At 43.9% G+C, this 13,733-nt stretch carries 10 protein-coding genes; 2 read left to right on the forward strand and 8 right to left on the reverse strand.

The window, feature by feature from the left end; all coding sequences use genetic code 11:
* Positions 1-267: 267 nt before the first annotated feature.
* Both DYU05_RS11665 and DYU05_RS21230 read right to left on the reverse strand, forming a co-directional pair.
* Positions 268-3,228 carry an outer membrane beta-barrel protein gene (locus DYU05_RS11665; RefSeq protein WP_117383219.1) on the reverse strand — a complete coding sequence of 987 codons (2,961 nt, stop codon included), beginning with the start codon at positions 3,226-3,228 and terminating at the stop codon, positions 268-270.
* A 212-nt stretch (positions 3,229-3,440) separates the two neighbouring features.
* Complete coding sequence (locus tag DYU05_RS21230; RefSeq protein ID WP_205771869.1) at positions 3,441-4,241, reverse strand: collagen-like protein; 801 nt, start codon at positions 4,239-4,241, stop codon at positions 3,441-3,443.
* 203 nt (positions 4,242-4,444) lie between these two features.
* Here DYU05_RS21230 and DYU05_RS11675 point away from each other — a divergent pair, with 203 nt between their 5' ends.
* Positions 4,445-4,717, forward strand: coding sequence for a hypothetical protein (locus DYU05_RS11675; RefSeq protein ID WP_133300219.1), 273 nt, complete (start codon positions 4,445-4,447; stop codon positions 4,715-4,717).
* Between the two features lie 67 nt (positions 4,718-4,784).
* Here the strand turns inward: DYU05_RS11675 and DYU05_RS11680 are convergent, their stop codons facing one another.
* The 3 genes from DYU05_RS11680 to DYU05_RS11690 all read right to left on the reverse strand — a co-directional run bounded on the left by DYU05_RS11680 (position 4,785) and on the right by DYU05_RS11690 (position 9,797).
* Positions 4,785-7,376: a zinc-dependent metalloprotease gene (locus DYU05_RS11680; RefSeq protein ID WP_117383221.1), complete on the reverse strand. Its 2,592-nt coding sequence runs from the start codon at positions 7,374-7,376 to the stop codon at positions 4,785-4,787.
* A 91-nt stretch (positions 7,377-7,467) separates the two neighbouring features.
* Positions 7,468-8,634 carry an aspartyl protease family protein gene (locus DYU05_RS11685; protein WP_165852061.1) on the reverse strand — a complete coding sequence of 389 codons (1,167 nt, stop codon included), beginning with the start codon at positions 8,632-8,634 and terminating at the stop codon, positions 7,468-7,470.
* A gap of 170 nt (positions 8,635-8,804) precedes the next feature.
* Positions 8,805-9,797, reverse strand: coding sequence for a YihY/virulence factor BrkB family protein (locus DYU05_RS11690; RefSeq protein WP_117383223.1), 993 nt, complete (start codon positions 9,795-9,797; stop codon positions 8,805-8,807).
* Between the two features lie 45 nt (positions 9,798-9,842).
* Between DYU05_RS11690 and DYU05_RS11695 the strand changes: the two genes are divergently transcribed.
* Positions 9,843-10,454: a phosphoglycerate mutase family protein gene (locus tag DYU05_RS11695; protein ID WP_165852062.1), complete on the forward strand. Its 612-nt coding sequence runs from the start codon at positions 9,843-9,845 to the stop codon at positions 10,452-10,454.
* Here the strand turns inward: DYU05_RS11695 and DYU05_RS11700 are convergent, their stop codons facing one another.
* From DYU05_RS11700 to porX, 3 genes are read right to left on the reverse strand one after another with little or no spacing between them, the layout of a single operon-like run.
* A complete protein-coding gene (locus DYU05_RS11700; protein ID WP_117383225.1) occupies positions 10,455-11,681 on the reverse strand; it encodes an alanine dehydrogenase in 1,227 nt (408 codons plus the stop codon).
* A gap of 54 nt (positions 11,682-11,735) precedes the next feature.
* Positions 11,736-12,152, reverse strand: coding sequence for a tRNA (adenosine(37)-N6)-threonylcarbamoyltransferase complex ATPase subunit type 1 TsaE (gene tsaE, locus DYU05_RS11705; RefSeq protein WP_117383226.1), 417 nt, complete (start codon positions 12,150-12,152; stop codon positions 11,736-11,738).
* 11 nt (positions 12,153-12,163) lie between these two features.
* Positions 12,164-13,717, reverse strand: a complete 1,554-nt coding sequence (gene porX, locus DYU05_RS11710) for a T9SS response regulator signal transducer PorX (protein WP_117383227.1) — start codon at positions 13,715-13,717, stop codon at positions 12,164-12,166.
* Positions 13,718-13,733: the final 16 nt, after the last annotated feature.

Here is a 13,733-nt window from a genome sequence, read left to right on the forward strand (position 1 = left end):
ATCCTGTAAAAAGAGCGGCTCACCAGATTGGTGAACCGCTCTTTTTATTTTCTGCTGAAAGTATTACTTCCAAATTTATTTTAAAATAGCCGTTTTTATACGTGCGATTTGATGTGGTTTTTAAAGCCTAAAGCATGTATTTTATGCCTTTAATGTACTTTAAAGTGCGATTTCTGACGTTTGGTTAGATGATGTAAAACAAGTGTTCAAAAGCTGTTGACACGAAAAAACGTGAACACTTTTGAACACTCGGGGCTGGTTTGCTGCTTACATCGGGCCGCCGCCAGGTCCGCCCGGACCACCGCCACCAGGGCCACCAGCGCCAGGACCGCCGCCACCAGGACCACCTCTGAAGCTTCTTTCTCCGCCACCTGATGGTGCCTTGCCCGAGAACTTCTGCAGCCTAAGGGTAAAGCTAAGCAGGAAATAACGGCCAAGCTTGTTAACGTTAGTTTGGGTTACGATGCTACCGTTAGTTGTGGTTGAAAAGCCGGTATTTTCGTTAAACAAATCGTACGCAGCCAAACGTAAAGTACCTCGGTGATCCTTAAGGAAACGGCGCTCCACGTAAGCGTTAAAGATGTTAGGGTTTTTCACACCAATACTGCTGGAGTAACCATAGTTAAGCTGCTTGGTATAGTCGTAGCTAAGCGTCCAATCCTTCCAGAAGTAATTCTTACCGTTTAAACCGAGGTTCAGTGTACGGATGTTGGTGTTTGAGCTGTATAGCGCAGTATTTTGTGAGTTGGTAGTTTTGTTTATAGAGTAGCTGGTATTCGCTTCGGCATCAATCACATCTGTGATATTAACTCTAAAACGAACGCCGGGGCTAAACGTAAATGTACGTGCTATGTTCTTATCAATCTGTGATGCAACGTTGTTGCTGTCTACTGTTTGAGAGAAGCCGATATTGTTAGTGTATAGTACGTTACCGTTTAGTATTAAGGTGTACTTGCGGTCTTTCCATGGTTTTGAATACACAACGCCTGCATTTGCCTGGTAGTAACCGCTAGAATTGAGGTATTGAGTTAAGTTAGTGTTCTGTAGCTTACGCAGGCCTTCATCTGCAGTAGCAAGTACAGCGTCTGTAAAGTGCTCAGGATATACCACTGTATTGGCAACTATCTTGTTATCCGTCTGTGTTAAAGACAAGTTGGTGAAAAATATGTTGCCGGTTTGAAAGCTGAACTTGTTGTATCGTATTTGTACATTGTTGGTGAATTCAGGCTTTAAGTTGGCGTTACCTTCTACAGGATATAGCGCGTTTGAAAAATCGGTAACCGGCTGTATCTGATTAAAAGATGGCTGGTTGCTGCTTCCGTTATAATTAACAGTGAAGGACTGGCTCCTTGAAAAATTATATACAAAACGGGCAGCAGGTATAACGTTGAAGGTCGTTACGCGGGTTGCAAGCGAAGTTCTTGACGACTCTCCTGATAATGTAGCTGGTTGCGCACCAACACCAAGGGTCAGGTTATATTTGGTTTGTACCAAGCGGTAGTTCAACCCGAAACGGTTGGTTGTAAAGGTATAATTATAGCTGTTGCTTAAGAGATCATACCTGTGGTAGCGATCAGGATTAGAGGTGTAGAGCGTGTCTGTCTCTTTGTCGCTGGTATTATAGTTATGGTTATAAGCATAATTAAATTCAAGGAAAGAGTGCTTGCTTAATGGCTCAAGGTACGATAGATTAATCCCGTAAGAATTAGTTCTGCTGTCTGTATAAATAACCTGATTAATAGGAGCGGTAGGTACACCTTCTGTATAGTCGTATATTGGGTTATCGTACTGGTTGTTTTTGTTGCTGGCTACGTTGAAGTTAATGCTCAGATTTCTACCGCGATGGTTAAACCGGTGGTTGTACAATCCATTTAAGCCGTAGTTAGGTGCCGAACTGTTGCTTATAGAGTTTGATGTATAAGCCAGGTTCGTGTTATTTCCTCTTGTAGATACGACCTGATCAAAACTGCTAACATCGCTGCCAGAATACGTGAAGTTTGGTGTTAGCTTTAGATAGTTTATGGTATCGGGCTTCCATTCTAAGTTGAAGTTGAATCTGTGATTAACAGGATTATTAGTTTCCTGGCTTAATTGATTACTGGTACTTGGCGTTTGGAAATTGTTAGTTTGCAGCGTAGTAGAGTTGATGAATGTAGTGTTATCGCTAAAGCTGTAACTACCATATACCGACAGGTTTTTTCCCCACTGATCTCTAAAGTTAAGACCGATAGAATGGGCGTTGGTTATCCCTGGTGCGTTCGTAGTAGAGCTATTGGCGCCGCCGCGTAAAGCATTGCCACGGCCGCCACCGCCTCCGCCAAAACCACCACCACCGCCACCCGTAGGTGAGCCAAAGCTAAAGGTGTTAACGTTAGTGTTGTTAATGCTTCCTAAAACGGAGATCTGCTGGTCTCCCTTGAACCTGAAAAAGTTTAGTAATCCTAAATACCTGTTATCATTGCTTACACCGGGATCCTTTGGTAACAAATCTGATCCATCGCCCGCTGTGGCCTGGCCGTAATAACCATAGTTTTTATCCTTGCGAATGGTAAAATTTAGCACCTTGGCAGGTTCGCCGGTTTTAACGCCGGTTAGGTTGGCTTGGTCGCCATAGTCATCTACAATCTGCACGCTTTCAATAACGTCAGCAGGCAAATTACGGGTTGCGCTTAAAACATCACCACCCATAAAGTCTTTACCGTTTACCCTCACTTTAGTAACCTGTTTGCCTTGTGCGGTCACGGTTCCGTCTCTGGCTACATCAATACCGGGCATTTTTTTCAGCGCATCCTCTATTGGCGCGTTTTCGCGCACTTTATATGCTGATACACTATACTGAACGGTATCTTCTTTAAGTACAACAGGGTTTACTCCCACGATAGTCACCACACCTAATTGTCTGGTTTCAGACTTAAGAACGATAGGATCTAAAACCACCGGTTTTGTATCGTTATCAAGTGTGTAATGTTTAATGATGCCCTGGTATCCTATCGAGGTAATTGTAAGCGTGATTTTTAATCCCTTAACTGCAGGGAATACAAATTTGCCATTAACATCCGCCGTGGTTGTAAGATTGTCGTTTTGCTCGGACGTTATCTTAATATTGCTACCGGGTAACGACAGTTTAGTAGAATCGATAATAGTTCCGCGTAGTTCACGACCACTCTGAGCGTTGGCCTTCAACGTTGATAATGAGAAAAGTGCAAGTAATACGTATAGATATTTCATGATGTGAGTAAGTGCTTCTGTTAAATATTAACTCGGGTTAAGCATATTTTATGCAAATGTTAGCTTTATCACGGTCAATCAGTTATAAATCATACGATTGTTACATATTATATATATCTCTCAATAGTATTGTTACACGGCAATAAAAAAGCCCCTTCACGAAGGGGCTTTGGAATATTATGGTGTATATAAATTAATACAAGATAGCTGTATCAATTGGTGGATAGTCGTAGAGCGGAAGCCAGTTGATTATAGTTTCTAAGATCAAGTCCGGGATTATTTAAAGAAAATCCGGTGATAGACGTTCCCTTTATAATAACTATTCTAAAATCTAAGCCACTGGAAGTGAAATTTGATTTAATGTTTACGTAACCAATTCCGTAAGAAGACAAAGAGAGCGTCTGCCCTGCCTCCGAATATGGGAGGGCGAAATAACCTGTGTTTTTGCCGGTTAATCTAAAATATACCAATACAACTCCGTTATCTACAACATCCTTGGTAATGGCTGGCAGGTTGAAAGTTGTAAACCCTGTTAAAAGCACTGTTTGATTAGTTAGTAGATAACTTTCCACATTTGCATTGCCGTCAGCTCCCGGTGCCCCTGTTGCACCTGTAGCACCGGTTGGTCCGGCAGGGCCTTGTGGGCCGGTCGCTCCGGTCGCACCTGTGGCGCCTGTAGCTCCTGCGGGGCCCTGTGGACCTGTAGCACCAGTAGCTCCGGTCGCACCAGTAGCGCCTTGCGGACCTGTAGCACCCGTTGCTCCGGCAGGTCCTTGTGCGCCGGTGGCGCCAGTTGCTCCTGTAGCTCCTGCGGGGCCTGTAGCACCCGTTGCTCCGGTAGCGCCTGTTGGTCCTTGTGGTCCTTGCGGACCGGCCGGGCCGGTATTACCCGTTGCTCCGGTAGCGCCGGCTTCTCCGGTGTCTCCTTTAGGGCCAGGAGTTATAGTCTTTTTGCAAGCTCCGAGGGAGAGGCATGCAACAGCAAAAATAGCAATAGTATAGGTTAGTCTCATAAGTGGTTTCGTTAGGTGTCTTTGTACGGCGGTATTTCTAATAAGTTTCATTACGTTTTTTATATGAAATTAAATTTCTACAACGGGGTATTTTATTTCAGCGTTAGCTATTTGTAACATTTTTATGGTTGTCATAAACTCTATTCTGCAAAGCGGAACCTTTATGTAAAAAGTTTCGTTAAAGTTTGCAAACATCTTAACCTATGGATAATATTGGAAGGTCTTTGCATGCCCGTGTGCACACGTGGATGGATGCCATTGGCTTTCGGCTAAACGCATCACAAGCCAATGCCGAAGACAAGACGATTACTAATCACTACTTTTTTGAGACGTTTAACTTTCTGGAGCGATCTAAAGCAGACGAACCTGCAAAAACTAAGTTTTTGTGCTTCGACACTTACGGAGAAAAAATAAGTGTTAAATCACTGTTGGACATCCAGGCCGCATTTTTCGAAAATATCAGCCAACTAAAGTAGTTCGACAAAATTGATAGCAAAAAAGCCCGGGCAATTGCCGGGCTTTTTTGTTCCATGGAAAACTGGATTAGTAATTTACTTCAGTTTGATCGGTCTCACTAAGCCTGCCAGGAGTACCAGGTGCAATGTTTACCACTGGCCTGGTAGGATTAAGCGTTTCCTTGATTCGTAACCTAAGATCGTCGTAATGAGCCTTAACAAGCGCATCGCCACCCTTTGGCAGTGAAGCACTAATTTTTGCCAGCTCGGCGCGCACCATCGGTCTCAGGTCTGATAATGCAATGTTGATTGGCGTTAATCCCATAGAAGATAGCTGAGTGCTGGTTGCGCCAGGGAAGCTTTGACTCGCATCGTCGGTTAAGAAACGCTTTAACGCATCAACATAGCCGCGTTGCAGGTTGCGCTGAAACTGATCTGGCTTTGCAGCAGGGAATATACCCGGGCGAAGGTCCGTTAAAAGGTTTGTTACAGTGTAAGCGTTTGCACCGCTTTTAGCTTCATTATCAAACATGCGGGCCATACGCGATGGATTGAGCACGTTGTTAAGCGTATTAACCTGTACTGATTTGATCCGGCCGATTACAACGCCATTATCAAACTTGCTGAGCTCCGGTGTATTAATAAGCCAGGTTGGTGTTTTAAATACCTGCTGGTTTAAAAATTCAACAGCATCATGCTGAAGAGACTTATTCACAAAGCCATAAACCGGTCCTTTTTGATCGTATGTTTTAAAGTTCTCGTTCATGCCGCCTATGTTCATGGTAACATGCCCGATGTAGCGGTTGTACTGACCAATAACCTCGTTGTATAAGGTCTGCACATCGTCAAAGTCTTCGCCTTTTTGGAAGGTCCATTTTTCTATGTTAGGAAGTATGCGTTTTAAATTGGCTATACCATAGGTGCTTGCCTTCATGGCATTGTCTCCAAGGTCTTCGTTCTGCAGGCGGGGATCTATAGACGTACCCTGGCGACCAAAGTAGTATAAAGGATTACCCGCGCGCTCTTTAGTCCAGGCATCAAGCAGTTCTTTTTCTTGCTTAGGTGTTTTGCCGCCCGGGATATAGCTGTAGCCCCATTTTATAGCCCACAAATCGTACTCGCCAATTTGTGGGTATAAGTGGGTTACGCCATCACCAGGTTGTGCAATGTAGTTAAAGCGGGCGTAGTCCATAATTGACGGTGCTGTGCCATGCTTGTCGGTGAACGCTTTAGAGCGCAGCGAATCTACTTTGTAGGCATAGCTTGAACCAAAGTTGTGCGGAAGGCCTAAAGTGTGGCCAATTTCATGTGATGATACAAAGCGGATTAGTTCGCCCATTTGCTGGTCGGTAAACTGCGCCATACGTACATTTGGATTAATGGCAGCCGTTTGTATAAAGTACCAGTTGCGTAATAAGCTCATTACGTTATGGTACCATCCAACATGGCTCTCTAAAATTTCTCCGGTACGGGGATCGGAGATGTGCGGGCCGTAGGCATTCTGAACATCTGAAGCAAAATAGCGCACTACACTGTAGCGGGCATCTTCCGGGCTAAACTCCGGGTCTTCCTTAGCAGTTGGTGCTACTTTTCCAACAATAGCATTTTTAAATCCTGCAGCTTCAAAAGCTTTGTTCCAGTCGTTAATGCCGGCAATTAGGTAAGGTACCCACTTTTTAGGCGTCGCCGGATCTATGTAATAAACAATCTGTTTTTTGGGTTCTACCAGCTCACCGCGTGCATATGCAGCTTCGTCTTTTGGCTCAAGCCTCCAGCGGTGGATATAAGAGGTTACCTCGGAACGCTGTGCGCCTGTGCCGTAATCTGTTTGCGATTGGCCAAAGTATCCAACACGAGGGTCCATCAAGCGTGCCTTCATAGGTGTTTTCGGCAGCAGCAGCATAGATGAGTTCAACTCAAACGTTAAAGCACCATTGGTATTGTCCGTTGGTGACTCTGATGCACGGAAGGTTTTTAATGTCCTTACCTCAACGTTTATCGGAAAGCTCTTGATGGTGTCTATATAAGAACGGCCTGCATCAATTGCGCTTACTTTATAAAGCTTTTTGATATTGTCCGGCAGGCTTATGGCAGCGAGGTCACCGTTGTACATGTCGGTAACGTCAACAAGTACACCGGTGGTGTCTTTGTTGTAAGCTTTAATGTCAAAAGAGGCTAGTACTGCATCAAGGTTAGAGTTTTTTACCGATTGATACATGTCGCTTGTGCTATCCGCACGAACTGAATAGCTGGGCACCCTAACAAAAATCTGCTTGTCGTGGCGCTCCCATTTCCATACCTGGTTGTTTACCTCTTCGCCACCGTACTGCTGTCCAAAAGACTTTAAACCGGCAGGGGTTTTAACAAACCGTGTAACCACCAGCATTTCGCGGCTTAAAAGGCTGTCGGGTATTTCAAAGTAGTATTTGCCATCAACTTTATAGGTTGGGAAAAGCCCTTCGTCTGCTTTGGTTTTTCCAACCAGGTCTGCAAACTTCTTAATGCCTTCTTTTTTACCTGGCCCTGCTGTAGCAGTAGCGGTAGTGCCGGCGGGTGTAGTAGTGGTTTTAAGGGTTAGGGAGGGTGCAGCTTGTTTTTTTGTTGCACAAGCACTTGCCAGAGCAGCAAATGCAATAACGGCAGCGCCCAGGCGGGTACCTGCCCGTAGAGTTATAGTCATTGTTTAAAATAAATTAATTAGTAAAATAGCGTGACTAAAATATGATTATTACTTAACATCAGCTAAATAATAGTGGGTTTGTTACAAACCGCTATATCCTTCGTTTTAGTGTAAGTACAACACGATCATACCGCTGGTCATGGAAAACTTCGAGCAGTAAACTTCGTTCGTTTTTTGATTTGAATAAGTTGTCAATCTCTTCAATGCTCATCTGCGTTACGGGCTTAAAGTTAACAGACATGATTTCGTCCCCTTGTTCAAGACCGGTCTCACTACCAGGCGAATCAGGTTCTACCCGGCTCACTAAAAGGTGTTTGAAATCCTTCCCCGCCCAGTAATACTCTATTCCTGCCATATCATGTTCAAAAGGATCTTTATAGTGACTGTTTGGTTTGAGGTACATAGCATTATTAGTGTAATCAAACACTACCAAAAACTTTTTTAATATCCCCAAGCCAAGATTACCATCTCGTTTAATCGTATAAACCCTTGTCTTATCGTTCTGATCGGGGAAAGCAGTGATAACATTGTCTAAGTGGTATTTGCCTAAAGTTACTTGTAACACCCGGCTCACAAAGCCATTAATTGGGCCGTTAAGCGCCAGACCAAGATTTGCGCGTATATGGTTTTTAGGCAGCTCTGGAGTGTTGGTAAGGTTCTCTAAAGATAAAGGATGGCCCGCACCAAGATCAATAACAACTTTGCTTGTTTTTTGATTGCCATTGACAAACGTGACTACTGTTTGCATATATGGTTTTTTGTCTTCTATGGTAATCGGTATACGCTGACTCCTTTTGATTCCTTTTAAATTTTGAGGTCTGCACACTGTTAATGTACTATCGCTAAAATCTACTTTTACAGCAAGGTTGTTAAAAAAATCCCAGCCAATAAGGCCATGAACCGGCATGCCGGCATACGATGAAAGATTAAAGTAGTCGGCTTTAAGTATAGCAGCCGAAACATCTTTGCTATGCAAGCCGGGCATTTTAACATTAATTGAAGAGGTTACATAAGCTTCGTAGTCTCCTCCATCACCTAATCCGGTAATTTTTATGTTTCGTTTTTGAGCAACATCAATAGAGTCAATCATGCCCGGATCTGTCATGATCATTAAACCTACGCCTGTATCTAGTACAAAATTAAAGGGCCCGCGGTTGTTTATATTCATTTTAACAACCACCATGTTGCGTACCAGCCTGAACGGAATTTTCACGTTTTTCCTGCCGCTGTCTACATCAAAGTATTGCGCACAAGCCAACAGGCCATAACAGCATAAAAATGAGGTAAGCCAGAAAGCCCGTTTTTTAAATATGTATAAAACAGCTAGCAATGAAAGACAATTGGTAGCTAAATGTACACCTTATTTAATTAACGTGTAAATGCAATGAAGGATAATAATAACAAAGAAATTAGGAGTAGTTAAAAGGGCTAAGACTTCTTTTCTGCGTCGTCATCACACTTCAAATTTCCTTTTAACTCGGGGTTTTGCGGAGGCAATTGCTTTACGTCGCGCTCAACTTCAGTTTGTTGTATGTGTACCGCGTATTCAGCCGGCTCAATATGGCTGCCTATGGCTTCGGCATAAACCTGTGTGAATTCCGCCCCAATGTAAAGAATAGCCGCCGTATAATAGATCCATACGAGTATTACGATAAGCGAACCCGCTGCACCATAGGTGGAGCCCTGAGCGGTATATTGAATGTACAGACCGATAACAAATTGACCGATCATGAAAAGAATGGCCGTAAAAATAGCGCCCGACCGAACGTCTTTCCATCTGATTTTTACATCTGGCAGAAATTTAAAAATGATCCCAAAAAGTACAGATATGACAAGTAGCGTGATACCGAGATTAACGCCCTTAAGTAAAATACCAGTAACCATCGGTAAAAAGTTTTCTATGCGCTTGCTTAGGGCATCCATAATAATGCTTACTAACAAAGAAGCCATTAGCAGAAAGCCAAGACTAATAATGAGCGAAAAAGATAAAAATCTATTCTGTAGCATTTTAACCCAACCCTTTTTTGGTTTGGCCTTTACCCTCCAGATGGTATTTAGTGAATCTTGTATCTCTAGAAAAATACTACTGGCACCAATAAGCAGCGTGCCTACACCAATGGTGACTGCAACGCCTGTTTTGCCTGAAAGCGCAAGTTTAGCCAGCATTTCCTGAATTTGGCTGGCGGCTTCTTTACCTACATAATGTTCTATTTGTGGATAAAGCCTGTGCGTCGCAGCATCCTGCCCGAAAAAGAGGCTGGCTACTGATATCACTAATATAAGTAACGGCGCAATAGAAAATACCGTATAATAGGCCAGGGAGGCACTTAACTTTAGGCCGTTATCGTTGGAGAAACCACTGAAAGTTGCCATTAGAACCTTCCAAAGCTGTTTTAAATAATCTTTACTGAAAAACCTCATATAAAATATTTTGTAGATACCTTTATCTTAATGCCTTATAACTGTATGAAAAAAGCCACCGTACTTTCTAAAGTGTTTAATGTATTCTTTGTTTGTTTTTTACTAAGCAATTTTGGTGCCTTTGCGCAAAAAACTACTATTTGGGTAGTGAGGCATGCAGAAAAGGATGCTGCAACAGTGCAAAACCCCAATGACCCCGGCCTGTCGCCAGAAGGGCGAAAACGCGCAGATGCACTGGCCAAACTGTTAAAGCGTGAAAAGATTAAAGCGATTTACGTAACCAAGTACAAGCGTACAGCGGAGACAGCCCGCCCCCTTGCCGAGCAGGCTAAAATATTACCCCGTGTTTATGGAGACAGCCTGAGAACCTTTGCTGCCACCATCCTGAAGAACTTTGCGGGCAACAACGTGCTGGTGGTAGGGCACTCAAACACAGTTATGCAGTTGCTTGATGCATTTGGAGCAGAAATGCCGTTTGAAACGCTAGATGAAGACGACTATGACATGGTGTTCAAGATCACGGTAACAGACTCCGGAAAGCGCGAATTAGAAGTAAGCTATTATGGTGTATTACACCATTCTTCAGATCTGCCTCAGAAATACAAGGAAGACAATCGCCCGCCACAGCAATTTACCACACCTACCACGCACTATTAACTAGTGATTGGACACTACCAGCAGGTCGAGATCCTTACAAGGGATGCCGAAGCGCTCGCCCATGTGCTTGTTGGTAAGGTGCCCCTGGTAAATGTATACCGCGTTGCGGATACCGGTTTTTTTCCAGATCACGTTTTTTAACCCGCCGTGCTCGCCAATATCGAGCAAAATAGGAGCAAAGATGTTGGTAAGGGCATAAGTTGCGGTACGTGCTACCCTTGAAGCGATATTTGGAACACAGTAATGGATAACATCATACTTGCGGAACACGGGATGGGTATGATTGGTGACTTCCGAGGTTTCAAAACAACCGCCCTGATCTATACTTACATCAATAATAACAGAGTTGGGCTTCATGCGGCTGACGGTTGCTTCGGAAACGATGCAAGGGCTGCGGCCATCTTCCGCGCGCATGGCGCCAATGGCAACATCGCAGGTAGTAATGGCTTTTTCAAGCACAATTGGCTGAACCACCGATGTAAATACTCGTGCGCCAATGTTGTTTTGCAAGCGTCGTAACTTATAGATAGAAGGGTCGAAAACCTTTACCTCTGCACCAAGGGATATGGCTGTACGTGCGGCATATTCACCTACGGTACCAGCGCCTAAAATCACGATCTCGGTTGGTGGCACACCCGTTATCCCGCCCAGCATCAAGCCTTTTCCTTCAAATATATTGCTGAGGTATTCGGCCGCAATAAGTACTGAAGTAGCGCCAACAATCTCACTCATGGCCCTCACAACAGTTAGCGATCCGCCTTCATCTTCCAGGTTCTCAAAGCATAATGCCGTGATCTTTTTTGCCAGCAGCGCATGCAGGCATTCTGCCTTTAATGTTGATACCTGTAAAGCAGATATCAGGAGTTGCCCGGGCTTCATCATTGCAATCTCGTCCATAGTTGGCGGTGCAATTTTAATGATGATATCTGCCTCGTAAACGCGCTTGGTGTCGTAAACAATCTGGGCCCCCTGTTCACTGTAGTTGGTGTCAGAGAAGTTAGCCGCCTGCCCTGCATTGCTTTCCAGCAATACGTCATGGCCGTTGTTTACCAATAAGGCTACCGATAAGGGCGTAAGGGCAATTCGGTTCTCTTGGAACGAGACCTCTTTAGGTATACCGATAAAAAGTTTGTTTTTCTTGCTCTTAACTTCAAGCATTGATTCCTGCGGCTGCATTAGCGCCTGCCGGGCAACATCAGAAAACCCGCTATACTTTCCTGAACTCATGTGAACTTATTAATATTCGGAATATGAAGATAAGAAAAACAGCTTAAATCCTGGCTATATATTTTCAACGGTGATCACCCTTAGCGCATTATCGTGAACAGCAATACGCACACCGGTATACTGATCCGGTATAAGCGCTGAGATTTTCTCGGGCCACTCTATAAAGCAATAGTTGTCTGAGAAAAAGTACTCCTCGTAACCCAAATCAAGTGCTTCGTCATGATCTTTTATCCGGTAAAAATCAAAATGATAAACGGTATTGCCATCGGCTTTATACTCGTTGACGATAGAAAAAGTAGGGCTGGTAACTTCGTCAATAACGCCTAACTGCGCGCATAATGCCTTAATGAGTGTGGTTTTACCTGCACCCATATCGCCATAAAAAAGAAATATGCGGTTTGTGCCGGCATACTCCAGTATTTGCGGTGCGGCATTGGTCAGTTCTTCAACAGAATGTATCTGAATGTCCATAATGTTCCTGCTTATTTAGGCCCGTAAGTTACTACCGGGATGATCATTTCTTCAAGCGATATACCGCCATGCTGGAATGTCTCATTATAGAAATTCACAAAATGGTTGTAGTTGTTGGGGTAAACAAAGTAGCTGTCGCTCTTGGCAAATACAAAGCTGGAGCTTACGTGCAGCTTAGGCAGCATTGCATCATGCGGGTTGCGGATGTGGAATACCTCCTTGGCGTTATAATTAAGGTTTTTCCCTTGTTTGTACCTCAGGTTGGTGTTGGTATTGCGGTCGCCGATGATCTTACTTGGGTTCTTTACCTTGATAGTGCCGTGATCGGTGGTGATAACTACCCTTACCTGTTTTTGCGCCAGGAACTTCAATAGTTCGAATAACGGCGAATGCTCAAACCATGATAGTGTTAGCGAACGGTATGCTGCATCGTCACTGGCCAGTTCGCGTATCATCTGCATGTCTGTACGCGCATGGCTCAGCATGTCTACAAAGTTATAAACAACAACGTTCAGGTCGTTGTTCATCAGGTTGTTTACCGACTCATTTAGCGAACGACCTTCGTCAATATTCAGGATCTTGTGGTAAGAGTGTTTAATATCTTTACGTAATACCCGTTTGATGTGATCTGCAAGAAATTCGGCTTCATACAGGTTCTTGCCGCCTTCATCCTCGTCGTTTTGCCACATATTAGGGAAGCGTTTTTCCATATCCAGCGGCATCAGGCCGGAGAAAATAGCATTACGCGCGTATTGTGTAGCGGTTGGTAATATACTGAAGTAAGTATCTTCCTCTTCCAGGCGGAAGTACTCGGATATGATTGGGTTAATGATCTTGAACTGATCATACCGCAGGTTATCTATCAGGATGAAGAACACCGGCCCATTGCCATCCAGCTTGGGGAATACCTTCTTTTTAAACAGCTGAGGAGATGAAGTCGGCGCTGATTCCGGGTTTTTCACCCAGTCGAGGTAGTTCTTCTCTACAAACTTGCAGAACTGCACGTTTGCCTCTGCTTTTTGCAGGGTAAGTATCTCGTGCATGCCGGCATCCTCAAGGGTTTCCAGCTCCAGCTCCCAGTAGATCAGTTTTTTATATACATCAACCCATTCCTGGAAGCTCAGGTTGTCGTTCAGCGTCATGCCAAGCGTACGGAAATCCTGTTGGTAAGCCATGGTTGTTTTTTCGGTAACCAGTCGCTTGTTCTCGGTCAGTTTTTTTATGGTAAGCAGTATTTGCTTAGGGTGAACGGGCTTAATCAGGTAGTCATCTATCTTGGAACCGATAGCGTCTTCCATCAGGTATTCTTCCTCGTTCTTGGTGATCAATACAATAGGAATATCGCTCTTAATATTCTTAATTTGCTGAAGGGTTTCCAGCCCAGTTAAGCCCGGCATATTTTCGTCAAGAAATACCAGATCGTAAAAATCTTTCTTAAACTCGTCTACGGCATCATTGCCATTGGTTACGGTTTTTACCTTGTAACCTTTTTCGTTTAAGAACAATATGTGTGGTTTCAGCAGATCAATTTCGTCATCGGCCCATAAAATAGTTGTATCCTGCATGGTATATTTACTTTTA

Source organism: Mucilaginibacter terrenus, from assembly GCF_003432065.1.
Taxonomy (GTDB): domain Bacteria; phylum Bacteroidota; class Bacteroidia; order Sphingobacteriales; family Sphingobacteriaceae; genus Mucilaginibacter; species Mucilaginibacter terrenus.